Here is a 23,819-nt window from a genome sequence, read left to right as displayed (position 1 = left end):
GCCTTCGTTCCTGCTCAGACATACACATCTTCGCGTGGGAAACCAATCCGATTCTGACGATTGAGCCTGTCGCGGTTGAGAGTCTCCCAGATGGCGCTGAGCAACAACAGGATCCCCAGCCGTCCGACGAACATCCCCACCACCAGCACAAGCTGTCCAAAGCGGCTGAGGTTTTCGGTCACCCCCAGATCCAAACCGACGGTGGCGAAGGCGGAAATACAAGTGAATAGCAATTCGAGGAAGGTGAATGGTTCATCTCCCTTGAGGTTGCTGTTGAGCGCGAGTAGCAGCGCCATGGCGAGCACAAACAACAGCGAGGCCACTGTGATGCTCACGGCTCGAAGCACCACCTTGTCGGAGATTTGTCGGTTGCGGATCACCACTTCCTCACGGCCACGCAAGGTGGAGCGGGTGGCGGCCATCAGCGCTACCACGGTGGTGGTTTTGACACCGCCACCTGTGCCGCCTGGGCTGGCGCCGATGAACATCAAGGTCATCAGCAGCAACAGCCCTGAATCGGACACGCTGTTGAGGGACAGATGCACCGTGGTGAAGCCTGCGGTTCTGGAGCTGACCGATTCGAACAAGGCACTCATCAACCTCTCCGGCCAGGCCAGTTTCGTTAGCAGTTGCCCTTGGGTCAGACTTTCAGTCACCAGCAGCCCGAGTGTGCCGATCGCGATCAAGATGATCGTGGCGCGGAGAACGAGACGGGTGTGCAGGCTGAGGTTGCGACGTTGAAGGCGTCGGCGATTGGTCCAGAGGTCATTGGTGACCCTCCATCCCAGTCCACCAAGCACGATGAGCAGCAGCACCACGGCATTCACCACCTTGTTCGTGCGGTAGTGCTCCAGGCTGTCGCTCCATAGCCCGAAGCCGGCGTTGTTGTACGCCGAGATGCTGTGGAACAGCGCAGCCCAAAGCCGTCCACTACCGCGAGGCAGATCGGTGAACCCGTAGAAGTAGAGCACCAGAGCTCCCAGCACGATCAGCACGGCCGCTGTCAGGGCGATGCCGCGAAAGGTGTTTCCCACACCCCCGACGCCAAATTCATCCAGGGTCTGACCGCGGTCGAGCCGCCGGCGCAATGCTGTTCCCCGCACCACAAATCCCTGCAGGAAGGTGGTGATGGCCATCAGACCGAGACCACCAACCAGAATCATCAGGGCCAACACACCCTGTCCAAACCCGGTGAGATCTTGGCCCACGTCGATCACACTCAGTCCCGTCACCGTCACCGCCGAGGTGGCGGTGAAGAAGGCTTCCCACAGGCCGACGCTTGGGTTCGAACACAATGGAGTGGCCAGCATCACCGTGCCGATGGCCACGACCAGCAGGCCCGTCACCACCGTGAACTGGGGCACTGTGAGCCGGCGATACCAGGCTTGGGTTCGATGCAGGGCGGCGGGAATCGGCATCGATCAGGCGGCGCCGTACTGCCAAAGGATGAGAGCGGGAACCAACAGCGTCATCAGCAGAGTGAGACCGGCGCCATAACGGGGAACGTCGAGAAAGTGATAGCGCCCTGGTCCGAACACCATCAGGTTTGTTTGATAGCCCATGGGTGTCAGAAAGGACTGACTGGCGCCGAACAACACCACAAGCAGCAAAGCCTGGGCCGGAATGCCGAGCGGTCCTGACAGCTGGGTGGCCACTGGAATGAGCAGCGCAACGGATGCGGCATTGCTCATCACGCTGGTGATCAGATTGGTGGCCAGAAAAATCAGCAGTAGGGCCCAATAGGTCGGCCAGTGCAGCAGCAACCGTTCCATGTCGGCGGCGAGTCCATCCGCCAGGCCACTGGTCTGCATCGCAATGCTGAAGCTGGAGAGTGATCCCAGCAGCAGAATCACATCGAGGCGTATCGACCGTTGCACTTCACCAGGTCGCAGGCAGCCCACCAGCACGAGCAGAACCACTGCGAACAACACCGATGCCACCAGAGGGATTGTGGTGAGCGAAGGCACCAGCAACATCAGCAGGGTGATGGCGATGGCCAGAGGTTTACGCCTGATGGTGGGCAGGTCATTTTCCAGTTGGTCCAGTACCAACAGGTCGTTGCTGGCCTGCAGCCCGCGGATTGCATCCAGTGGAGCCTGGAGCAGAAGCACATCACCCTCACGCAGCACCGCTTGCCCTAGGCGCTCCTGCACGGTCTGTTGGCCGCGGCGTAGAGCCAGCACGGTGGCGTTGTGGCGCTGACGGAAGCGTAGTTCGCGCAGACTGGCGCCAGCCAAGGTGGATCCGGCAGGCAAGAGAACCTCGACGGTTTTCTGCCCTCCCGCATCGCCTCCAAACAACGGGGCATCAACCGGTCCAAGAGGAGTCTGGTTTGTGGGTGGCCTGTCGGCGTCGGCCAGCTGCACGGTGTGTTCCTGCTGGAGACGAAGCAGGTCGGCACGGGTGACACGGAGTAGAAGCCTGTCGCAGGCTTCAATCTGGCGGTCGGCGAGAGGCGGCAGGATCCGTTCATTGCCCCGTTGCAATTCGAGTACATCGACATCGAAGCGCCGTTGCAGGCGGCTGTGGCGCAGGGTCTGCCCCACCAGCATGGAATCGCCTGGGATGGTGACCTCGGTGAAATAGCCGGTCTGGGAAGGATTGGTCCCAAGCTGATCGTCGGGGGCACTGCGGTTGGGAAGGAGCACGCCTGGCGCCAGCAGCATGTAGGCCGAGCCGACCAGCCAGACCGGTACTCCGATGGCGGTGAAGCTGAAGAGGTCGAGAGCGCCGTAACCAAGCTGTTGGCTGATGTCGCTGGCCAGCAGGTTCACTGAGCTGCCCAGCAGGGTGAGGGTGCCGCCCAACAGGGTGGCGAACGATAGGGGCAGCAACACCCGGGATGGAGCGATGCGGCGCCGCTGACACCAGGTTTCCAGAACCGGTAAAAGGCTTGCCACAATTGGTGTGTTGGGCACCACTCCCGAAATCGGCCCGACCACCAGTGCGAGTAGCCCGACCATCCTCCGGGGGGTGCGGATGCGCTCGGAGGCGATCAGTTCGCGAAGTCGGTCGAGTGCTCCACTGCGAAACAGTGCTGCGGAGACGGCGAACAGTCCCATCAGGGTGATCAGGGCGGGGCTCCCGAACCCGGCGAGCCCCTGCTCGGGAGTGAGCACATTGGTGCTCACCAGAAGAGCCACGCTGAGCAGACCGGTCAGTTCGGGCGCGAGAGCACCGGTGATGAACAACACCACCGCTAGCCCGAGCACGGCCAGGGTGATCAGGGCCTCGGGGTGCTGGAGCGCCGCACTCAATTCGGCCATGGAGGGGCGTGCTCATTTGGCGTCTGCAAAGCCACCGTATCTGTGCTCGTTTCTGTGGGAAGTTCAGGCACGACTTCTCTGTCTTCCTCGGCAGCTGGATCATTCCAGAAGGTTCGCTCGAGGCGTTGCTTGAGGCCCTTCAGACCCGTGCCGTCGGTTGCGGAGATGAAAATCACCTGCGGCTCCAGGCCGATCATTGTGGTGATCGCCTCCGCATGACAGCGGTCGATCTGGTTTGCCACGACCTGTCGGGGCTTGTTGCATCCCAGTTGATCCAGCAGTCCTTGCACTGCTTTCAACTGGGCCTCCCAGTCCGGATCCGCCAGGTCGACCACCAGCAACAGCAGGTCGGCATCCAGCGCTTCTTCCAGGGTTGCGCGAAAGGCTTCCACCAAGGCGTCGGGCAGATCACGAATGAAGCCCACGGTGTCAGTGATCAGCAGCTCTCGAGCAGCAGCAGCAGGTTGGGGCAGGGTGAGACGGCGTGTGGTGGGATCGAGGGTGGCGAATAGTTTGTTTTCCGCCAACACCTTTTTGTGCTCATGGCGTGAGCAGAGGGCATTGAGCAGAGACGATTTGCCGGCGTTTGTGTAGCCCACCAAGGCCAGCCTTGGCAGGCCTTCACGGCGGTCGCGCAGGCGAGCGCGATGCTCTTGGAGTTGTCGCGTCGAGCGTCGAAGCGCTTCAATGCGGCGGCTGATTGCACGGCGATCCTTCTCGAGCTGGGTTTCACCTGGCCCTCGGGTGCCGATGCCGCCCCCTTGTCGGGACAGACTGCGTCCCCGCCCCAGCAGACGGGGCAGCCGATAGCGCAGTTGGGCCAGTTCCACCTGGATTCGTCCGGCAGCGCTGGCAGCGCGTTGGGCGAAAATGTCGAGGATCAGCTCGCTTCGATCCATCACCGGGCAGTCGAGCCAGCGTTCAAGATTTCTGGCCTGCACAGGGGAGAGTTCTCTATCGGTGATCACCAAGGAGGCGTTATGCCGTCGAGCCTCCAGGGCCGCCTCCTGCAGTTTCCCAGTGCCCCAGAGGGTTTGTGGGTTGGCTGCTGATTGCTTTTGTTGGCACATCATCACGGGGTGTGCTCCGGCGCTGCGCACTAACCCCTCCAGCTCCGCCAAGTCCCGTTCGTTGCGATGAGGATCGGAGCCGCTGAGGGTGAGCAGCAACACACGCTCCTCGTCGGTGGTGGCCGGAACCGGCAACGCCGCTGGATCAGTGCTTCGGATTCCTGGAAGTTCTTCACGGCAGAGTTGGTGCAGCTGATCGCCGCCAACGGCAGACCATCCCAGGGGCGCCGTTGGGTCAGGGCGCCAGGCTGCTGCTGTCCAGTTCCCCCCCGCCTTCGCCTGACAGGGGTAACGCAACCAACTGTCTGGGCGCAGATCAAGAGCGACAACGGCCTCGCGGGAGTCGGGGCTGAGTGGTGCCTTGCTATTGACCTTCAAGCAGCTGATCAGTCGCCAATGGCGTTGATCTCCGGAGCGTCGTCGAGAGCTGCCTGGCACATGGGAGAGCAACTGGCCCGATTCGCTCAGTGGCCCCACCCAGAGCAGACGGCAGAGCCCCCTGCTGTCAATCAGCAAATGCAGGGGTTGCTCCAGATCCAGCACTAACTCCGCGAGGCGTTCCAGGGTGAGGGGATCAGCCCCAGTGCCTTGAGGATGGCGGCGATGCCCGAGTCGTTCGGCTTGGCGCAGTTGGGAGGGACGAAGGCCTTTGGTTCGTCCCGCCAGGTGAGTTTGTTTCAACGGCTCAGTAACCACGCTCCGGCCGAACGCAGCCCCAGGGATGCTTTCGGGAGCCTGGCTAGATAGGTCAGCCGGCGCAGGTTGAAGGCGAGAGGGCCGGCCATGGTTAGGCCCATGCCTGTCACGGTGGCGTTGCCCTTGCCCAGGCTGAGCATCTCGCCAAGGTCGCTGAAATGGAAGGGCTTCGGAGCCTGGTCTTGACGCATGGCCATCACGGTGGCTGCCGCTGCCTCACCTTGTTGCATCGCAACCTGAGCGGTGCTCGGCCAGCTGCTGGTTTTGGTATCGGCCTGGGAATGCATGGCCAGATCCCCGATCACCAGGCAATCGGGGATCGACAGGCTGCGAAGACTGGCATCGACGGCGAGCCTGTCGGTTGTCTCTGAGAGTTCTGGGGTGAGTGTGGGTCGGCTTGACCTGGTGCCAGCGGTCCAGATCAGGCCGTGGTGGGCCAGGGTGGTGGTTCGACCTTGGCCTGTGAAGGTCACGCTGTTGTCGGTCATGGTCTCCACCCTGGCGTTGAGGTGGCACTGGATGCCCTTGTGGAGGATGCTGGCCTCCGCTTGTTCTCGGTTGAAGGCGCGGGCTAGGGGCAGGATCTGATCCCCTTGCTCGATCAGGTGAAGTGCCACCCGTCCTTCCACCAGGTCGGCGAGTTTGCAGGCCAGCTCCACGCCTGTCGCTCCTGCTCCCACAATGATCAGGGCCGGCAACGTCCCATTGATCTGGTTGCCGTTTAACCGTTGCACGGTGCGCAGCCGTTGACGCAGGCTGCTCACATCGGCGAGGGAATGGAAGTGCAGGGCATGCTCACTCACTCCCGGAATGCCGAAATCATTTGGTTTTGAGCCTGTCGCCAGAACCAGTTGGCCATAGGAGAGGTTCTGCCCGGATGCGGTCATCACTGTCTTCGACTGCCAGTTGATGCTGTTGACCCGGTCCTTGATCAAAGAGATTCCGGAACTGTTGAGCAGCGTGTCGTAGCGAGGGGCAACCTCCCAGGGCTGTAGCTCACCGCTGAGAAGTTCATAGAGCAGTGGAAGAAAGGCGAACTGCTCCCTGGGTTCCACAAGCACGATCGGTGGCCGGGGGTGCTGACGGCTGAGCTTGAGGGCAAGGGTGAGGCCGGCAAATCCGCCGCCGACGATCACAACAGGCTGGAACGGCGCCGCCTCAAGGCCGTTGGATGGGGCGGACATGGGCGCAGGTTGGCAGTGGAATTGACCATAGGCATGCCATCACGGCCGCCGACATTGGAGGATGGAGTGATGACTGAAGGCCCCAATCCCAACGCCGCCGACGGGACCGCATCGCTAGCGGCCGCCAGTTCAGCCGCAGAAGCGGTTGCTTTGGAGGCAATGACGCCTCCAGAGCGACTGGGGTGGGCCCGGAAGCGGTTTGGGTCTGGATTCGCTTTGACGACCAGTTTTGGGATCCAGTCGTCGGTGCTGTTGCACATGCTCAGCACTCTCCAGGATTCAGACAACGTGCCTGTGATCTGGGTCGATACGGGCTATCTGCCGGCGGAGACCTATCGCTACGCCGATCAGCTCAGTGAGCGTTTCAATCTGAAATTGCATGTGGCCCAGAGCACGCTCTCACCGGCTCGGATGGAGGCCCTTCATGGCCGCCTGTGGGAGACCGGAGAGGTGGAAGATCTCGAGCTTTATCACCAACTCCGCAAGGTGGAGCCCCTCGAAGCGGCCATGGCCGCACTGGATGTGACTTGCTGGGCTAGTGGTGTGCGGCGTGGTCAGACAGACCACCGCAAGACGATGGGCTGGCTGGAGCCGATGCGCGGGCGATTGTCGTTGAGGCCTCTTTTGAGTTGGACGCCCAGGGATGTTTTTTATTACATGCAGGAGCATGATCTTCCCCAGCATCCCTTGTTCGAACAGGGATATTCGACGGTGGGTGATTGGCATTCCAGTGCGCCTGATGGGGCTGAGCAATCCGGACGCCAGACCCGTTTCGGTGGGCTCAAGCAGGAATGTGGAATCCACCTGCCGGGTGTGATGGGTGACGGCATCTAGGCATGCCCAATGGCTGCACATGTTTGCTGATCGGGAACAGTCGGTGGCACTGGGCAACGCGTACTGCGGAGGGGTGGGTGTTTGCGCACACCAATCCGGATCCTTTGCGATTGGACGGACTTGAGCTGGTGCGTTGGGCAGCAGTTGGCCCGGTGCCCGTTCATCCAGTCCTGTCTCAGACCACGCGGCTTGGTTTGGAGGATCTGCCCCTGAAGGGCATGCCCCCTTGGCTCGGCGTGGATCGTGCGTTGGCGGCCTGGGCTGCCACGACCAGAGCGGTGCCGTTGCCAACGCAAGGGGGGTTACTGGTAGCGGATGCCGGCACCGTGCTCAGCCTCACCCGGGTCACCTCGGAGGGGGAGTTCGCAGGAGGGCAACTGGCGGCTGGTTTCGGTCTGCAGCTGCGGGCGATGGCTGCTGGGACCCGTGACCTGCCTGCACCGGGGGCGCTGCATCAGTTGCCCTCAGAGCTTTTCCCCCACGCCACGCTTGCGGCGATGCAGCAGGGTGCCATCCAATCGCTCCTGGGTCTGCTTCTTGAAGCGCAGCGCAGCTGTTCTTGGCCGTTGTGGATCTGCGGAGGCGATGCTCCCCTGCTGATCGATTCGCTGCGTCAGCAGGGGGCTGAAGTGATCCATGCCCCTGATCTGGTGATGGAGGGGATGGTGACTTTGGTCAGCTGAGGCCCAGGTCCTCCAAGATCTGATCCGCCATGCTCTCGGCCTTGACCTTGCGGTAAATCAGTTCGAGCTTGCCTTCAGCATCGACAACGAAGGTATGGCGCATCATGCCCATGAACTCTTTGCCCATGAATTTCTTGAGCCCGTAGCTCTCATAACTGGTGGCCACAGCGCATGGCTCCACATCGGTCAGCAGGGTGAAGGGCAGCTCCTGTTTGGTGATGAAGCGCTGGTGTGAGGCTGCGTTGTCTTTGCTGATGCCCAGAACGGTGATGTCGTGCTGCTTAAAAGCGTCCCAACGGTCTCGGAAATTGCAGGCTTCCTTGGTGCAGCCAGGGGTGGCGTCCTTGGGATAGAAGTAGATCACAACTCGCTTCCCTTTCAGGGATGAAAGCTGCACCGATGCATCGTTCTGGTCCGGGAGAGTGAAATCCGGTGCTGGATCTCCGATCTGAAGTGGCATGGCGCAATGCAAAAAGGCCGCAGCGCAGCGTACCCGCCCTTTGGTTGGTGCCGTTCTCGCGAACCGCTCCGACAACGAACCTCTCCGCCCAGGAGCAGGCCTGGGCAGATGGGTTGCCGTCAAAACGCCGGCAACAGTACGTGTGGTCACGCCGTTGGATGCGAAGTCTGCTTGCGGACCTGCTAGGGCTGCCGCAGGAAGTTTTGCCCCTGGACGCTCCTCCTGGACAGCCGCCCAAGCTGGCGGAGGGATGGGGGTTTGTCAGTCTCAGTCATTGTCCGGATGCACTGCTCCTGGCTTGGGCGCCGTGGCGGGTTGGGGTGGATCTGGAGCGATGCGACCGTGTCATTCCCGCCGAATCCATCCTCAAGCGCTTTTTTTGTGCCGAGGAGCAAGAACACCTGAGCGGGCTGGTGCCAGAAGCCCTACGCCAGGCGGTGTTGGCGCACTGGTTGCTGAAAGAGTCGGCGATCAAATGGCAACGGGGCAGTTTGGGCCGCGATCTCACCCAGTGGTGCTGTAGTCGCGACCGAAGTGTTGTGATCCATCGGGGAGATGGCGCAGTGCTCTCAGCCAGTCGCTGGCGGCAGGGACCTTGGTGCCTGGCGATGGTGGCAGGCCAGGGGGATGTGGGCAATGGTGCCAATCCCATGCACACAGCGATGCTCTGCCTAGCGTGATTGACCGCTCAGAAACGGGTTGTTGTGGTGTGGATCAGTGCTCGTTCGATCCCTTCGCTGTTGGCAGCGGCTGCACTGTTTGGTCTCGGGCTGGTGGGGATGCGTCAGCCGCTGCAGCTCTCTGAGAATCAACGTCTGGCATCGTCTGGGCGTCCTGATCTAGCGGCCGTGGATGCGGCACTGCAAGAGCGTGAAATCACCTTGCATCAGCGGCGAGAAGCAGAAGCCTTGCTTGGTCAGTTCATCCGCGGCCAGATGACTCGGCACTACTGGGGGCATTTCGCCTCTTCCCTGATCGACCTTGGCCTCGATAGCGGCAGCCATTTGCGAGCACGGGTGATCTCCTCTCCGACAGGAACGGAGCTTTGGCTCACCCCTCGACGTGGAGGCGAGGCGTATGCAGCGGCTGTGCGTCAGAAGGGACCAAGGGTGGTGCGATGGCAGTGTCGTGGACCGCTACCTAAGAAAGACTTACGGCTCAGTCTTGTGCGGGGTTGCCCGGCAGGTTGGGTTGAGATCGAGATGCCCCAGCCCTGATCACGGCTTAAGCAACTGATGTAATTGCTTTCTTTTGCTGATGCTCATTGGCAGCGCTCATTTTGATGCCTTGCGTTGGCGTTCGAATGATCCCTATCGGCTCGAAATTGCCATTGCAGCAGTGACCTCTCTGACCAATGTGTTGGCAGTTTTATCCGCTCTGACTAAAAAAGGATTGACGTCTTCAATTCGCCGTCCGTGTTCACTCGTCTTGCAGCCGGTCTTCTCGCTGGCGCCTCTCTTTCAACCCTGGCTGTAGCAGCCGAAGCTGGCACCTCGCGCCCTGTGCGTTGGGAAACCGGTGGCGCTGTCTGGACCACCAAATCCAGTGCTTTCAAAACGTTCTTCAATAACGGTGAAATCACCGATCGTGCCCTGGAAGCAGGCATCAACGGTTCCGGATGGACCGCTGATGAAATCCGCGAAGGCATGACCAAGAACTACAACGTTGATCTGATCGGGGTGTCCCGTTTCCTGTATTCAGATGACGGGGAGAAGTTCCTTGATGATCAGACCCGCAGCTACTTCCCCTACTGGATGAAGAAGAAGACTGCTGTGGTCGCTCTTCGTTCCGCCATCATCGCCGACTCCGTCGATGGCCAGCTGTCTTCAGCCGGCATCATGGACAACCTGCCTGTTGACTTCGCCCTGGCGGACAACGGTGCTTCCGATGGTGCTCAGAACGTTTGCAAGCCTGGTCTCGACGCTCCTCGCGACACCTCCCTGCTGTCGTGGTACGTGTTCCTGCCCGCTTGCGTGCAGGCCAACCAGATCCTGCCTGCTGCTCCTGTTCGTCAGGCGCCCGTTCGCGGCCTCTGGTGATCACTCACGCCCAACTGGGTGTTCCTTCAGCCCCGGCATGCCGGGGCTTTTTTCATGGTGACGTTGATGGCTTGCGGCCAATGATGCGTCGATGCAGGAGTCGTTGCGGCAGTTGCTTTCCCTGCACATGCTTCAGCAGGCGGTTGAGCAGCGCTATTTCGGTTCGCTGCTGCGCCCCAGAGGCAAGCACCTGCCGGTAGGGTCGCTCTTCTCCCAGCCACCGCTCCTGAAAGGAGGCGTCCACAGGTAGATAGACGGATTCGTCCCAGCATTCGCTGTCCAGTTGCCAACCTTGGGCGCGCAGTTGGTCTAGAAACTCCTCTTGTTCTGCTTGGCTATTCAGCCAGGCCTCCTCTCGTTTCAGTAATGGAGTGAGGGCCTTTCGCTCCTTGTCATTGAGCTGTTGCGCGTGTTCGCAGAGCTCAAGCAGAGCGGCTGCGGGGCCCAGTCCGGCATCCGTGAGCAGCAGGCGCAGCTGCGCGTCGCCTCTGCAGCGGTCGTTGCAGTGTTGAAGCAGGTCAGCGCTGCTGCCATGCCTTAGTTCATGGCGGTTGAGGCGTCCGCCCACAACTTCGAATTGATGCTCGATGGGTAGCTTCGCCAGGGCCTGCTTTCCCACGATCACCGCGGGGCGTTGCAGAGGATCCAACAGTTGCAACTGGGCTTCGAGACGGTCCTGCTCCAGCGCAGATTGGCAGTGGATGGTGAGGCCCCCATCCGCAACAGCGCCAAGAGGATCCAGGCTCCACAACAATGTCGAGCCCCCCAGCATCAGAACCCGGTCTGTCCGTTTCCATTGCACTCCTTGCCAGAGCTTCTCCCTGAGGCGTTGCAAACGTGCGCCGTCCTGACTGAGCTGACGCTGAAGCCAGCGTTCCATGTCAGGGACTTCTGGGCCGCTGCTCACCAGCAGAGGATGTTCATCCACGGCTTCGGCTGCCGATGCCAGCTGGGCCGCGCGGCGTTCCAGCATGCGTTGCCGTCGCTCGCCTTCCCAGCCTTGGTTGCTTGGCGTCCAGAACACCTCTCCCTGCAGGGCTGTTGGCAGGTATTGCTGGGCGACCCAGTGCTCCCGAAAAGCATGGGGGTAGCGGTATCCCTTGCCATCGCCGAAGGCATCACCGTCGCGATGGGCATCGCGGAGATGGCTGGGAACGTCCTGGCGGGAACTGGCGCGTACGTGCTTGATCGCTTCGAAGATGCCGATGGTGCTGTTGCTCTTCTCCGTGTTGGCTAAGTACAGAGCAGCCTGCGCCAGCGGATAGAGACCCTCGGGCAAGCCGATGCGTTCGAAGGCAGCGGCACACGCTTCCACCACCACCACCGCTTGGGGGTCGGCCAGGCCGATGTCTTCGCCGGCGGAAATCAGCATGCGCCGGAAAATGAATCGCGGATTTTCTCCGGCTTCCACCATGCGGGCAAGCCAGAACAGAGCGGCATCAGGGTCGGAGCCCCTCAGTGATTTGATGAAGGCGCTAATGGTGTCGAAGTGGGCATCGCCCTGTTTGTCGTACAGAACAGCCCGCTGTTGGATCGACTCTTCGGCAATGGTGAGATCGATCTGAATCGCATCGTTGGAATCTTGGGGGGTGCTTTCGACGGCCAGCTCAAGCGCGTTGAGCAGGCTGCGGGCATCACCATTGGCGACATCGACGAGATGGTCGATCGCCTCGGGGCTGATCGTGACCTGGCGCTCGCCATAGCCGCGCTCTCGATCGTCGATGGCGCGTTGCAGTAGATCACGGAGGTCGTCGACCTCGAGCGTTTGGAGTCTGAACAGGCGTGAGCGGCTCACTAATGCCTTGTTCACTTCGAAATAAGGGTTTTCTGTGGTCGCCCCGATCAGGGTGAGTGTGCCGTTTTCGACCCAGGGGAGTAGGGCATCTTGCTGCGCGCTGTTGAAGCGGTGGACTTCATCGATGAACAGGATGGTGCGAAGGCCATGGCGCTCGAGGCGCAGTCGCGCAGCATCCACTTCGCTGCGCAGCTCCTTGACCCCAGCGAGCACCGCATTGAGGCTGCTGAAATGGGCTCGGGTGTGGTTGGCGATGATCCGGGCCAAGGTGGTCTTCCCCACCCCGGGCGGGCCATGCAACAGCAGGTTCCCGACACGATCAGCGGCAATGGCGCGGCGCAGCAGTCGTCCCTCCGCCAGGATCGCTCCCTGACCCACGAATTCCTCCAGCGTGCGGGGCCGCATTCGATCTGCCAGGGGAGCCTGGCGTTGGCGTAGCTGATCGCCGTGATGGGAGAACAGGTCAGCCGTCATGGCTCAATTTCCATTCGCCAATTTTGACCCTTTGCGCAGCCACGGCCTTCGCAAATCCACCCATAATCTGCTCCGTGAGGTGAGTGCTTGTGAACAGTTGCGCCCGAGTGGCTGGTGTCGTGGCCCTGGCAATGTCCCTGACGGCCTGTGCTTCGTCTGCACCAAGACGGCCACCGGTTGCGGTGCAGCAGGCGACTGTTCAGGAGGCGCAGTTCACCGATGATGTCGATACTGTCAGCACCTTGGAGGCCTTCGAGTTGGTCCAGCTGGCGGCTCAGGCTTCCGGTCGGGTGATGGAGCTGAAGATCAGCCAAGGTGATCAGGTCGAGCCCGGACAATTGCTCGTGGTGCTTGATCAGGCTCAGCAGAGGGCTGCTCTAGCGGAGCAGAGGGCTAAAGCAGAAACGGCAAAGACCGAGTGGGAGCGTGAAGAGTTTCTGGCCAGGGTGGGAGCATCCAGCCTGCGTCAGCGTGACTCCTACCGCACGCGCTACATCGCAGCGGCAGAGCAGGTCAAGTCATTGGAGGCCACGCTCAGCTATCGGAATCTGCGTTCGCCGACGGCCGGCACGGTGGCTGATGTGCAGGTGAAGGTGGGTGATCTGGTGCAACAGAACCAACCTTTCACCAGCGTGGTGCAGAACAACGCTCTGGAAGCACGCGTTGAAGTGCCAGCTGTCTTCGGAGACCGGCTTGCTCTTGGTCAACCCGTGATTCTCACTGCGCCCGGCAGCTCCAAGGTGCTGGCCACCGGTCAGGTTGATTCGATCGATCCACAGGTCAACCCTCAAACCCAGGGCCTGTTGGTGAAAGCTCTTTTTGCGAATGTGGATGGGCGTTTACGCAGTGGCCAGCGCCTGCGCACGCGTGTGCAGTTGCAGTCGCTCAATCTGCCGTCCGTGCCGTTCGCTGCGGTGACCCAAACCTCAGGCCAAAGCTTCGTGTTTCGCATCGGTCGTTTCGAGGAGCTTGAAGCCAACCCAGGCAAGGTCGATCTCAATCGCATCCGTCAGGGCATCAAATACAAAAAATTGCCTGCCAATACCCTCTTTGCGCTGCAAACACCGGTCACTGTCGGCGAATTGCAGAACAATCGTTACCCGATCACGAAGGGATTAAGGCTCAATCAGAAGGTGATCACCACTAATCTCCTCAACCTCAAGCACGGCATGCCGGTGCAGGTCAAAGCAGTGAGCGCGTCGGCTGGCTTCGCAGCTCGGAACTGACGCTGAGCCATGTCTGCTTCCAATACCTTCATCACACGGCCGGTTCTCAGCACGGTTTGCAGTCTGCTGATTGTGATTGTGGGTTTGATCGCGATCCCGATCCTCCCGATTGAGAACCTGCCGGATATTGCACCGCCAACAGTGAAGGTACAGGCCACCTATGTGGGTGCTGATGCTGTGTCGGTGGAGCAGGGCGTCACCTCGGTGCTCGAGCAGCAGATCAATGGTGTGGAGGAGATGGATTTCATTACCTCCACCAGTTCCTCAGATGGGGTGAGTGCGATTTCGGTGTCTTTCAACAGCGGTACCGACGGCAATATCAATCAGGTCAACGTTCAGAACCGTGTCTCCCTGGCTGAACCTCAGCTCCCGGAGGAGGTGCGCAAGGCCGGCGTCACGGTGAACAAGGCCTCTAACTCGATTCTTCTGGTTTACAACTTCGTCAATTCCGATCCAGCCCAAACGGAATACAGCGTTGAGACCATTAGCGGTTATCTCGATAAGAGCCTCACAGACAACATCAAGCGGGTTCCTGGTGTTGGCGATGTCACCTATTTCGGCAACCGCAAAGTGGCGTTTCGTCTCTGGTTGGATCCTGACAAGCTCACGTCTTACGGGCTCACATCCACGGATGTTGTCAATCAGCTCAAGAGCCAGAACCGGCTGGTCCCTGCCGGAAAGGTGGGCGGCGCACCAGCTCCCAAGGGGCAAGAATTCACCTTCACCGTTCAACTGCAAGGTCGTCTGACCACTGAACAGGAGTTCGAAAATCTGGTGCTCAAGAGCACCGATGCAGGAGGCCTGATCAGGCTGCGCGATGTGGGTCGGGTCAGCCTCGGTGGAGAGACTTACGGCATTGACGCCATGGATCTCAAGGGCTCACCGTCTGTTGGGGTTGCTGTTTATCAGCTCTCAGGCAGTAACGCCATTCAGGTGTCGAACGCGGTGAAGGATGTCATTGCTGAGTTTGAGCAAACCCTGCCGGTGGGTTTGGAATCTGAGGTGATTTACGACACCACCGACTTCATCAATCAGTCGATCAAGGGAGTCACCAATTCCCTGCGGGATGCTGTGATTCTGGTGGTGCTGATCCTGTTCCTGTTTCTTCAGAACTGGAAGGCCACTTTGGTGCCCGCTATCGCCATTCCTGTTGCCCTGATCGGTACCTTCGGTCTGGTGCTGGCCTTTGGCTTTTCTCTTAATCAGCTCACCCTTTTTGGTCTTGTTTTGGCCACCGGTCTTGTGGTGGATGATGCAATCACCGTGGTGGAAGACACATCGGCAAAGAAGGCGGAGGGCCTCACCGCCGTCCAAGCGGCGATGGCCACGATGGATGAACTGTTCAGTGCAGTCATCGCCACCTCTTTGGTGAAGATGGCCGTGTTTTTGCCGGTCCTGTTTTTCCCTGGAGCGACTGGAACGATCTACAAACAGTTCGCTGCAACCATCCTGTTTTCGATCGGTATTTCCACGTTTAATGCCCTCACCTTTTCCCCGATGTTGGCGGCATTGCTGCTCTCCCGTGACACCAAGGAGCTGAGCAAAGAGCAGTACGCCACGGCTGGCATTTGTCTTGGTTTCGTCTATGGCCTGCTGAACGCTGGCGATGGTGCGCCCTTGGTCCTGCTGCCTGTGGTGGTGGGAGCACTGCTTGGTTTTGTTGCCATGCAACTCACCGGTCGTCCCCTTCGGATGCCAGGTGCGGTTGGAGGTGCTGTGGTGGGCTTGGTGGTGCTTGGTGTGACCAATCTGATCCCGGTGCTTCTTTTCAGCGCCATCGGCGTTGGGGTGGGCTGGTTCATTCCAGTGATTTTCACCAACTTCAATCGCTGCTATGCGGCCTTTGAAGAGCGTTATTCGACCTTGCTTGATCAGGTGCTTAAGGCAAGGCCGCTGGTGATGGCGGCCTTGGCGGCCGGCATCCTTCTCACTGGCTTCGCATTCACCCGTATCCCTGGCGGGTTTGTGCCGATAGAAGACCAGGGCTATGCGATTGGCTTTGTGCAGGCCCCAGAAGGGGCCTCCAATGAGACCACGTTTGACATCAACCGCAAGGTGGCAGCGGTGCTGCGCAGTGAGGAGGACATCAAGGCTGCAGCTCTCTTCAGTGGTGCCAGCTTCGATGGCAATGCTCCGAATAAAGGTCTGTTCTTTTTCGGCACCAAGCACTGGGATGAGCGCAAAGGCAGTGACCACAGCGTGGCGGCACTTGTTCAACGTCTGAACAAGAAGCTCTTCATGGCAGTGGATGGTGCACGGGTATTCGTGGTCGAGCCCCCGTCGATTCCTGGCTACGGATCCGGTGGCGGTTTTGAGTTCCAACTTCTCGATCAGAGCAGCGGCTCCTATTCCTTGAATCAGTTCTTCGGCTCTGCCGAGCAGATCATTCAGGCGGGCAATGCCAATTCAGTGCTGAATCGCGTCTATTCGCTGTTTTCCCCTGAAGCTCCACAGATCGAAATCAAGGTGGACCGCCAACAGATGGCCAGCCTCGGTGTCGACTTTGGTTCGGCGATGCAGGCCTTCAGCGTCAATTTCGGTGGTGCCTATGTCAATGACACGTTTCAGGAAGGAAAGGTGAGACGGGTCTATGTCCAGGCGGACGACGTCAGCAGAGCCACTCCTGAGCAGTTGTCGTCGATCTATGTCAACAATCTCAAGGGTGACCAGATCCCTCTTTCAGAATTCTTCACGGTCAAGTCCACCACTGGCCCGAGTGTGATTCCCCATTTCAATCTTTATCGTTCAATCAAGGTCGAGGGCACTCCGGCAGAGGGCAAGAGCTCAGGTCAGGCGATTGGTGCGATGAAAACCATCTTTAGAGATGGGAACTTCCAGGGCTTGAGCTTTGACTGGACTGGAATCTCCCGCGAGGAGGTGAAAGCGGGGTCTCTTGCGGTGGTGATCTTTGCTCTCGGAATCTTGGCTGTGTTTCTAGTGCTTTCGGCCCAATACGAGAGCTACTCCGACCCGATCATCATTTTGCTCACCGTTCCCACAGCCCTGCTTGGCGCTCTGGTGTTTCTTGGTGCTGCTGGACAGGTGCTCAATATTTATGCCCAGGTGGGTCTGGTGATGCTGATTGGTCTTGCGGGCGGCAACGCGATCCTGATCGTCGATCTCGCCAATCAGAAGATGGGTGAGGGGGCGTCAGCACTCGATGCTGCTCGGTTTGCGGCCCAGTCGCGACTGAGGCCGATTCTGATGACGGCAATCTCCTCCCTCACAGGCTTCCTGCCGCTGATGCTTGCCAGTGGTGCGGGTGCCCAGAGTCAGTCCTCGCTTGGGCTTGTGGTCTTCGGTGGGCTGTTGGTCGCCACTTTTCTTTCCACCCTGGTCGTGCCTGTGTTCTATGTGGTGATGAAGTCACTGCTGGGTCAGGATCAAGGCCGCCCTCCCGTTGATCCCCAGGTGAGCTGATGCTGCCTCCCTCCGAGATGCCGCCACGGCCTGAGTACGCCGCCCACAAGCGTTTCAGTGGATCGAGAGTTCTGGTGGCGATCGCCATCGGCGCAGTTGTTGGTGTGGCGCTCTCCTACTTCCTCAAGGTGTTGATTGAGAACACCCCAGCCGACCTCGACATCCGTCGGATGCGGCTCTTCTTTCTGATGGTGATCACCTCCTGCAGCCTGGCTGGATTTGCAATCGAATCAACCCGTCAGCTGCAGGAGCAGGCCACCGATCCCGTTTACCGCCGTCCCAATTCTCGTCTGAGCCGGCGTTCGCCCAAATCTTGAAGTCAGCAAAAAGCCCCCATTGGGGGCTGCTGCTCTTTGGATCAAGTGGATGGAGCCTCGATTAAGTAATCACCGTGGGGCGATCCATTCCGGTGCGCTCCTGAATCTCTGCCAGCTGGTTGATGGCAGTGATCATGTCGGCCAGGGCAGCTTGGGGATCCTGGTTCAGGTCACCACTGCTGGGTACGTAGCTCTCAAGGTAGATGCGGATCGTCGCTCCCTTGGTGCCAGTGCCTGATAGGCGCATGACAACACGACTGCCATCGTCGAGCAGGATGCGTAGACCTTGGCCCTCGGTCACGGAGTTGTCGATCGGGTCGACATAGCTGAAGTTGTCGGCGTTTGCGACCAGCCGGCCGGCAAACGACTGACCGATCAAGCTTGGGAGCATCGCTTCCAGGCGGTCATACAGCCCATGGGCAGCCTCACTGGCAACGGCTTCATAGTCGTGGCGGGAGTAGTAGTGGCGGCCGAAGCGTTTCCAGTGCTCCGCCATGATCTCGGCCACGCTGCAGCGGCGTTTGGCCAGGATCTGCAGCCAGAACAGCACGGCCCACAGACCATCTTTTTCGCGCACATGGTTGCTGCCAGTGCCGAAGCTTTCCTCGCCGCAGAGGGTGATGCGGTCGGCATCCAGCAGGTTGCCGAAGAATTTCCAGCCGGTGGGTGTTTCGAAACAGTCGATTCCCAGCTCCTTCGCCACCACATCCACAGCGGCACTGGTGGGCATGGAGCGAGCGACTCCAGACAGGCCGGAGGCATAGGCGGGCGCCAGGGTGGCGTTCGCGGTAATCACGGCCAAGCTGTCGCTGGGATTCACGAAGCAGCGCTGGCCCAGGATCATGTTGCGGTCGCCATCACCGTCGCAGGCGGCCCCGAAGCGGAAGTCATCGCCGTTCAGCAGCAGTTCCGCTAGGTCGTGGGCATAGGTGAGGTTGGGATCAGGATGACCCTTGCCGAAGTCCTCAAGAGGAACGCCATTGCGCACGCTGCCGGCTGGGGTGCCAAGGATGCCTTCGAAGAGACGCTTCGCATAGGGTCCGGTGACCGCGTGCATGGCATCGAAGGCCATTGGGAAATCACTGCGGATCAGATCGCTGATGCTTTCGAAATCGAAGAGCTGCTGCATCAGCTCCACAAAATCATCGACGCCGTCAATCACCTCGACGGCCATCGCTCCGATGGCATGTTGCCCCGGGACATCGAGATCGATGCTGGTGGCATCAACGATCGAATATTGATCAAGGGTTTTGGTGCACTCGTACACGGCGTCCGTGAAGGAGGCCGGGGTGGGGCCGCCGTTGGCACCATTCACCTTCACGCCGAAGTCTCCGTCGGGCCCTCCAGGGTTGTGACTTGCCGACAAGATGATGCCGCCGATCGCCTGACGGCTGCGGATCAGATGGGACGCAGCTGGGGTGGAGAGGATGCCGCCGGTGGTGGTGATCACCTTGCTGATGCCATGGGCTGCGGCCATGCGCAGGATCACATCGATGGCGCGGCGGTTGCCATAGCGGCCATCGCCGCCCACCACCAAGGTGCCGCCTTCTACGCCGGAGAGGGTACGGAAGCTCGCTTCGACAAAGCTCTCCAGGTAGTGGGCTTGCTCGAACTGCTTGCTGCTCTTTCTTAGACCGGATGTGCCTGGCTTCTGGTCAGTAAAGGGGGCCTCAAGGCGGATGATCTGGTGTTGGCTCGGTTCCGCGGGTGCCGTGGTGGTCATCTCGACAACGAATTTGTATCAAGCAGATAAACACGGGGAACCGCCTCTGCCGTGTGGTCATGACCACTTCTCTGAGCTCATGCTCAGTGTTCGCGATTGCTGGGCTTGATTCCCTGAGCAGAGCGTCAGGTTTGGTTGGGATTGAAGCCTCCGATCGGAGGAGTTGCTGGTTTGACGGGTTTGACCGGATTGGCGCAGACCACGGTCAGCCTGCGAGCGGGCCTGTCAATGCTGTCGCGCCTTTGAAAGCTGTTGCTGGACACCACTTTCGCGACTTGGAGTAACTCCCACAGTGTGTCCTTGCAAGAGGCTGGCAGCCGCGGGTGGTCCATCAGCGGATCCGTGAGTGTTCGGGTGCGTTCGCAGGCCTCGCTCTGGTTCTCCCTCGAACAGCTGTATGCCAGCAGCTGGATCTCCCGCAGCTCTTCGCGGGTGGGTAGCGGCATTGAGACGGGCTTGGCTTGCAGCCCGCATGGCCAGGCCAGACTCAAGCCGATCAGAAGCTGCAGTGGGCGTCTCATCTGGATCCTGTTCCTTTCGCCATTTTGGGGGCTGAATCGGCGTTCAGCCGATCAGCATGGCCAGCTGAGACGAGGATGCAACCGCTCCATGCATGCCTCCTCCCACCGGTTGGCGCATCCAGTGTTGTTGGCGTCTTTCCCCTCGCCAGCTGAATGTATCGATCTTGCGTGTTCAGTTGGATCACATTCCGACAGAACCTTTGTTGCTTGAAGGCAAAGATCGCGGGGCTTGGTGGGTGGGCTGGACGCAACATTGGCGGTTCAGGCTGATTCGGTCGGAGCGGGTGTCTGGGTTGTGCTTGGTAAGCATGTTGTTCGTTGCTTCGTTCAGTGATGAGATGGTTTGATGTGGCGGGAGAGGTTTGTTCGGCATGCTCAATTCCACGTGGCACTATTTCATCCACGTCAGGTGGCTTCCCTCTCGAGATGGTCCAGGCCCGAGTGGCTTTTTGCTGTGGGGTTTCACAGCTTTAGGATTCTTTTCCGGACCTCTTGCGCCGATGCCTCCGATTGAAATTGAGAGGCCCATACCACCTTCTCAGGAGGGTCTCCGTCTCGATCAGTTTGAGATTGAGATTGATCAAAACAGCTTGGATTGTGCGGCAGGAGAATTGGCCTCTGGGATTAGGGCACCGTTTCTCTATCGCCCCGAACCTGAGGCTTATCAGGGTGAACTGCAGCTTCATGCTGCGCGCTGCAACATACGTTTTTAGGCGCGTTCGGTGGTCTTCCCGCACTGTTCCCCTTGCCCGGCTCAGCTGCGCTCTTCAGCTTTTCTCCCTGAGGTTTGGCTCCGAGTTGGCTGCCCTCTCTTTGAACGATTGAGGTGTGGTGATTACGCTAAGGCAAGGCCCGATGGCGTTAGTTGTTGCTTTGAGTATGGCTAGAACTTTACGGCGAGTCTTCTTAAAATATATACTTCCAATCACATTGGGTGGTGCTCTTTACGCCTCTTGTCGCACTCCTGTGCTTCTGTATGAAAGGCTTGCGCTCGTCTTGTTTGGTGTGCGCTGGCTTGGTGTTAAAGCCACATTGAATTCGGCTTGTTTGAGTCTGATTGGTGAAGGCCAGGTCTATGCGCTAATCGTTTACTCTCTGCCCAATGCTTTGTGGCATTTGTCCTTATGTTATTTCCTTGAGCAGGGTCTGCGATCTTTTTTTGGCCGAGCTTCTTTTGTTTGGAGATTTCGTTTGGTTTGGTTTGTTTTGTTGGCTCAGATGCCTGATCTCTTGCAGTGGGCGGGTTATTTGAGTGGTGTTGCCGATCCTGCGGATGTGCTTCTCGCTGTCGTCGCTTCTGTCATTGTTTGTGCTACCACGAAGACTGCTTGACTTGGTTTATCGATGCTGTAAATTGTCTCACTGGTCAATTCTTCTCATGCGCAAACTGCCTCAATCTGCAGCCTTTTTTGCTGGCTTGGGCATTTTTTCTTTGTTGGCTGCTGGTTCTGTTGAGGATGAGGTTGATTATTCTGGGCTTGATTATTCAAGCCCCGCCTATAGGGTGAATTATAAGGATTTGGCTGATGAATTTGATGAGAATTCAATTGCCGCTGAAAGTAAATACGATGGACAGTTGATCTATGTGAGCGGTCCGGTGGGGTCGGTGGATAAAGATATCCTTGATAATCCTTATGTTTCGATCACTGGTCAGTACGATTTTGCTTCTGTTCAATGCTTCCTGACGCCAGGAGAGGTGGAGGGTGCTTCTTCTCTCAGGAAGGGCCAAAGGGTTGTTGTGGCTGGTGTCGTTGGCGGTACAACTTTAGGGGTCACCCTTGATGGATGCAGGGTTGTGAGTGACTAGAACCTTGGCTTTAGTGAAAGTATTTCCATCAATTCATCCCTTGGTGTTGATGATAATCTCAACCCGGCGATTGCGTTGGCGACCTGAAGGGTCATCTTCGCCATTTTCTGTTTCGTTGGGCACTGCTGGTTTCGTTTCGCCGAAACCTTTGATGACGAATTGAAATGCTGTGAGCTCCCCACGATTGATCAACCAATCACGAACGGACCTTGCGCGTTTTTCTGAAAGATTTTGATTGTAAGAGTCTGATCCTTTTGAGTCAGTGTGTCCTTCAATCCGAATCTCACCGCGCGCAGAATTGCTGATCCGTTGTGCGACGCTTTTTAGGGATGTCAAAGCGGAAGATTTCAGCTTAGCTTGATCAAAATCGAAGAGAATGTCAGCGGCCAATTCGATTACGATCTCATCCTCTGATTCGGTGATCGTGTTCAGGTTGATGACAGGATAATCTATATCCTGAATCACAAACTCAAGGTTTTGTATGGCTGCTTTTCTCTCTTTATTGGAAATATCGGGCTTCGTATCTTGAGCTCTTGTTGCTTCAGCTTCACTGGCTGTTCCTGAAGTTGGATTGCCCCACGTAGCACTGGCTGATCCAAACAGATGTAGATGGAACAGCAGAATAACGAAGAGCAAGTTTCGAGGCATTTGTTGGGTATGAAGGTAGTGCTTTGGCATGTCCTTATTCCGTAATGCGAATGTCTTCGATTGGTGCAATGCCAGGCAAATAGATCGATACGGTCTTGACATCTGCAGGCGGTGCTGGGAATTTTGCCCAGACATTGATGCTTGAGTTGGGAGATAGAATGATTGGCGTTTTGAATGTGCTGACTACAGGCTTTTTGTTGGCTCTTACGACTAAGTGCTTCTTCTGATTGATGCTATCAATAATATAAGTGCCATTGGCGTATGTGCCTGCAGCCAACTTGTAGGCGCAATACCATGCCGCCGAGCACTTCACCAGTGTCTTGTCTTCTGAGGATGTATTGGTCATCTTCCAGTAAATATTCAACGTGTTCCCACTTGATCGCTTCACGTTGAGAAGAGAAACAACAACTCCTTCAATTTCATAGGGTTCAATGGCCAAAGATTTCTCTGTTTGATTCTGGGTCTTTGTTTCATTGGCTTCTTCTCCAATGGTCTCCTGAGGTGTTGCGCTTGCCTGCGCCTCTCTTCCCTCTGCGACTGGCTCAGCGGGTGCTTGAGTGGTTCCCGTGTTGTTATTGCAGCTTGCAAGCCCGATTGCAGCTGTTGAGAAGACCACAATGGCAAGGAGGTAAGTTTTCCAGTTTCTCATCATTATTCTGTTTTGATGATGTTGGCGGTTGACTCCTGATTCTTGTTAGCAGGTTGCAGCGGCCTCTTCAAGGCTGTTTCACATTTCAATATTTACTGATCGCTTCTTGCGCTACGTCTTCGTTTAGAGCTTTCTCAATTTGTGATTAGCTTCAAAGATGCGTTGTTCCCACTCAAGCAAAGATGGTCGCCTTCATTGTGTGACCTCAGGCCTGTGATCAGGCTGCTCGGGCACGCTTCGATGGCTGCGGAATGGGCTGGCGAGAGGCCTTCAGCAACCGTTCTCCCTGCTTAGTTTCACCCCCACAGCTGACCGGCTCCTCTCTCGATGCATCGCCACGCCACATTCGGATCATCTCACGGGTGAAGTGCGCAGCGAGCTTTGGTGATTCAATCACCAGCAGTGTTTCGTCATTGGTGTGTGCGGCAGCGGGCGACCAGTTGAAGGGTCCTGTGATGACCATTTCGTTGTGCTAGGGATGTACGCATGAATAGTGATTTCATGCCATGGCCAATTGAGATATGATATGAATCGTTGTTTTGAAAGTCTCGGCATTAATGAATTATTTGCCTCCCTTCTTGGTGCTGGCTTTGTTTGGTTTATTTCCTGCTGTTGTGAGATCTTTGCCGTTGGATGGTTTCTATGCTTATCAGCTGAGTAGGTTGGAAGATTCTAGAACGCTGTATAGCAGTACGGTCTGGCTCAAATCTTCTGGCAGCAAATTATCCATCTTTCGGGCAATTGATGCAGATCCTCTTGGTGGCTTGACGCGATGTGGAGGTCTGGGTTGCAATCTTGATGTGCACGAAGAAATCGGTGCTCTAACGTTTAAGCAAGTTTCTGGTCGCTTGAGGGTCGTTGAGGCAGAAGGGTTTGCGAGTTTCCTCTTGAACTCTACTTGTGGTTTGGAAGAAGGAGCACTTGGCTATCGGCTGGGGTGTCGTTCTAAAAAGTTTCCTGGTGGAATTGATCGTGGAAGTCTTGTTCTATTCTCGCCAGGTAGTTGA

Annotated in this window: 21 protein-coding genes and 1 pseudogene; 11 read left to right on the top strand and 11 right to left on the bottom strand. The window is 58.0% G+C overall.

What is annotated here, in order from left to right:
* Window positions 1-14: 14 nt before the first annotated feature.
* The 4 genes from SIB72_RS02325 to SIB72_RS02310 are packed head-to-tail and all read right to left on the bottom strand — an operon-like array spanning window position 15 to window position 6,216.
* Entirely contained in the window at window positions 15-1,418 is a 1,404-nt protein-coding gene (locus SIB72_RS02325; protein ID WP_413744468.1) for a TrkH family potassium uptake protein, read from the bottom strand.
* A gap of 3 nt (window positions 1,419-1,421) precedes the next feature.
* Window positions 1,422-3,266 carry an SLC13 family permease gene (locus tag SIB72_RS02320; protein WP_413744467.1) on the bottom strand — a complete coding sequence of 615 codons (1,845 nt, stop codon included), beginning with the start codon at window positions 3,264-3,266 and terminating at the stop codon, window positions 1,422-1,424.
* A complete protein-coding gene (gene hflX, locus SIB72_RS02315; protein WP_413744466.1) occupies window positions 3,254-5,017 on the bottom strand; it encodes a GTPase HflX in 1,764 nt (587 codons plus the stop codon). Before hflX ends, SIB72_RS02320 begins: the two co-directional genes overlap by 13 nt.
* Window positions 5,014-6,216 (bottom strand): NAD(P)/FAD-dependent oxidoreductase, encoded by a 1,203-nt coding sequence (locus tag SIB72_RS02310; protein WP_413744465.1) that lies wholly within the window; start codon window positions 6,214-6,216, stop codon window positions 5,014-5,016. Before SIB72_RS02310 ends, hflX begins: the two co-directional genes overlap by 4 nt.
* A gap of 69 nt (window positions 6,217-6,285) precedes the next feature.
* Here SIB72_RS02310 and SIB72_RS02305 point away from each other — a divergent pair, with 69 nt between their 5' ends.
* Together SIB72_RS02305 and SIB72_RS02300 are read left to right on the top strand one after the other, a co-directional pair.
* Entirely contained in the window at window positions 6,286-7,050 is a 765-nt protein-coding gene (locus tag SIB72_RS02305) for a phosphoadenylyl-sulfate reductase (RefSeq protein ID WP_413744464.1), read from the top strand.
* A gap of 110 nt (window positions 7,051-7,160) precedes the next feature.
* Window positions 7,161-7,733, top strand: a complete 573-nt coding sequence (locus SIB72_RS02300; protein ID WP_413744463.1) for a type III pantothenate kinase — start codon at window positions 7,161-7,163, stop codon at window positions 7,731-7,733.
* Here SIB72_RS02300 and bcp read toward each other — a convergent pair.
* Window positions 7,726-8,193, bottom strand: a complete 468-nt coding sequence (bcp, locus tag SIB72_RS02295) for a thioredoxin-dependent thiol peroxidase (RefSeq protein ID WP_115118366.1) — start codon at window positions 8,191-8,193, stop codon at window positions 7,726-7,728. The genes SIB72_RS02300 and bcp overlap by 8 nt on opposite strands.
* Before the next feature lie 47 nt (window positions 8,194-8,240).
* Between bcp and SIB72_RS02290 the strand changes: the two genes are divergently transcribed.
* The 3 genes from SIB72_RS02290 (at window position 8,241) to SIB72_RS02280 (ending at window position 10,232) form a co-directional block, all read left to right on the top strand.
* Complete coding sequence (locus SIB72_RS02290) at window positions 8,241-8,873, top strand: 4'-phosphopantetheinyl transferase family protein (RefSeq protein ID WP_244281454.1); 633 nt, start codon at window positions 8,241-8,243, stop codon at window positions 8,871-8,873.
* Window positions 8,874-9,410: a thymidylate synthase gene (locus tag SIB72_RS02285; protein WP_115118368.1), complete on the top strand. Its 537-nt coding sequence runs from the start codon at window positions 8,874-8,876 to the stop codon at window positions 9,408-9,410.
* A gap of 198 nt (window positions 9,411-9,608) precedes the next feature.
* Complete coding sequence (locus SIB72_RS02280) at window positions 9,609-10,232, top strand: alpha/beta hydrolase (RefSeq protein WP_170953758.1); 624 nt, start codon at window positions 9,609-9,611, stop codon at window positions 10,230-10,232.
* A gap of 52 nt (window positions 10,233-10,284) precedes the next feature.
* Here SIB72_RS02280 and SIB72_RS02275 read toward each other — a convergent pair whose 3' ends face one another.
* Window positions 10,285-12,501, bottom strand: a complete 2,217-nt coding sequence (locus tag SIB72_RS02275; protein WP_413744462.1) for an AAA family ATPase — start codon at window positions 12,499-12,501, stop codon at window positions 10,285-10,287.
* Window positions 12,502-12,632: 131 nt separating this feature from the next.
* Here SIB72_RS02275 and SIB72_RS02270 point away from each other — a divergent pair, with 131 nt between their 5' ends.
* From SIB72_RS02270 to SIB72_RS02260, 3 genes are read left to right on the top strand one after another with little or no spacing between them, the layout of a single operon-like run.
* Complete coding sequence (locus tag SIB72_RS02270; RefSeq protein ID WP_413745163.1) at window positions 12,633-13,727, top strand: efflux RND transporter periplasmic adaptor subunit; 1,095 nt, start codon at window positions 12,633-12,635, stop codon at window positions 13,725-13,727.
* A gap of 9 nt (window positions 13,728-13,736) precedes the next feature.
* Window positions 13,737-17,147 carry an efflux RND transporter permease subunit gene (locus SIB72_RS02265; RefSeq protein ID WP_413744461.1) on the top strand — a complete coding sequence of 1,137 codons (3,411 nt, stop codon included), beginning with the start codon at window positions 13,737-13,739 and terminating at the stop codon, window positions 17,145-17,147.
* Entirely contained in the window at window positions 17,147-17,464 is a 318-nt protein-coding gene (locus tag SIB72_RS02260; protein WP_244281455.1) for a hypothetical protein, read from the top strand. Before SIB72_RS02265 ends, SIB72_RS02260 begins: the two co-directional genes overlap by 1 nt.
* Window positions 17,465-17,525: 61 nt before the next feature.
* Here SIB72_RS02260 and SIB72_RS02255 read toward each other — a convergent pair whose 3' ends face one another.
* Both SIB72_RS02255 and SIB72_RS02250 read right to left on the bottom strand, forming a co-directional pair.
* Window positions 17,526-19,187, bottom strand: a complete 1,662-nt coding sequence (locus tag SIB72_RS02255) for an alpha-D-glucose phosphate-specific phosphoglucomutase (protein ID WP_413744460.1) — start codon at window positions 19,185-19,187, stop codon at window positions 17,526-17,528.
* Between the two features lie 125 nt (window positions 19,188-19,312).
* Window positions 19,313-19,708, bottom strand: a complete 396-nt coding sequence (locus SIB72_RS02250) for a hypothetical protein (RefSeq protein ID WP_413744459.1) — start codon at window positions 19,706-19,708, stop codon at window positions 19,313-19,315.
* 855 nt (window positions 19,709-20,563) lie between these two features.
* Here SIB72_RS02250 and SIB72_RS02245 point away from each other — a divergent pair.
* Entirely contained in the window at window positions 20,564-21,040 is a 477-nt protein-coding gene (locus SIB72_RS02245) for a hypothetical protein (protein WP_413744458.1), read from the top strand.
* Window positions 21,041-21,086: 46 nt separating this feature from the next.
* Window positions 21,087-21,515, top strand: coding sequence for an OB-fold protein (locus SIB72_RS02240; RefSeq protein WP_413744457.1), 429 nt, complete (start codon window positions 21,087-21,089; stop codon window positions 21,513-21,515).
* Window positions 21,516-21,548: 33 nt separating this feature from the next.
* Here the strand turns inward: SIB72_RS02240 and SIB72_RS02235 are convergent, their stop codons facing one another.
* The 3 genes and pseudogenes from SIB72_RS02235 to SIB72_RS02225 all read right to left on the bottom strand — a co-directional run.
* Window positions 21,549-22,193, bottom strand: coding sequence for an OmpA family protein (locus SIB72_RS02235; protein ID WP_413744456.1), 645 nt, complete (start codon window positions 22,191-22,193; stop codon window positions 21,549-21,551).
* Between the two features lie 4 nt (window positions 22,194-22,197).
* Window positions 22,198-22,815, bottom strand: a complete 618-nt coding sequence (locus SIB72_RS02230) for a hypothetical protein (protein WP_413744455.1) — start codon at window positions 22,813-22,815, stop codon at window positions 22,198-22,200.
* Between the two features lie 331 nt (window positions 22,816-23,146).
* Window positions 23,147-23,281 (bottom strand): annotated as a pseudogene (locus SIB72_RS02225) (phospholipase D-like domain-containing protein); the annotation flags it as partial.
* Window positions 23,282-23,369: 88 nt separating this feature from the next.
* Here SIB72_RS02225 and SIB72_RS02220 point away from each other — a divergent pair.
* The gene (locus SIB72_RS02220) at window positions 23,370-23,819 is read left to right on the top strand and encodes a hypothetical protein (protein WP_413744454.1); all 450 of its coding nucleotides are present in this window, start codon (window positions 23,370-23,372) and stop codon (window positions 23,817-23,819) included.

Source organism: Synechococcus sp. MIT S9451, assembly GCF_047304725.1.
Classification (GTDB): domain Bacteria; phylum Cyanobacteriota; class Cyanobacteriia; order PCC-6307; family Cyanobiaceae; genus Synechococcus_C.
The sequence above is the reverse complement of the archived record's forward strand: the minus strand, read 5'-3'. Positions and strand labels throughout refer to the sequence as shown.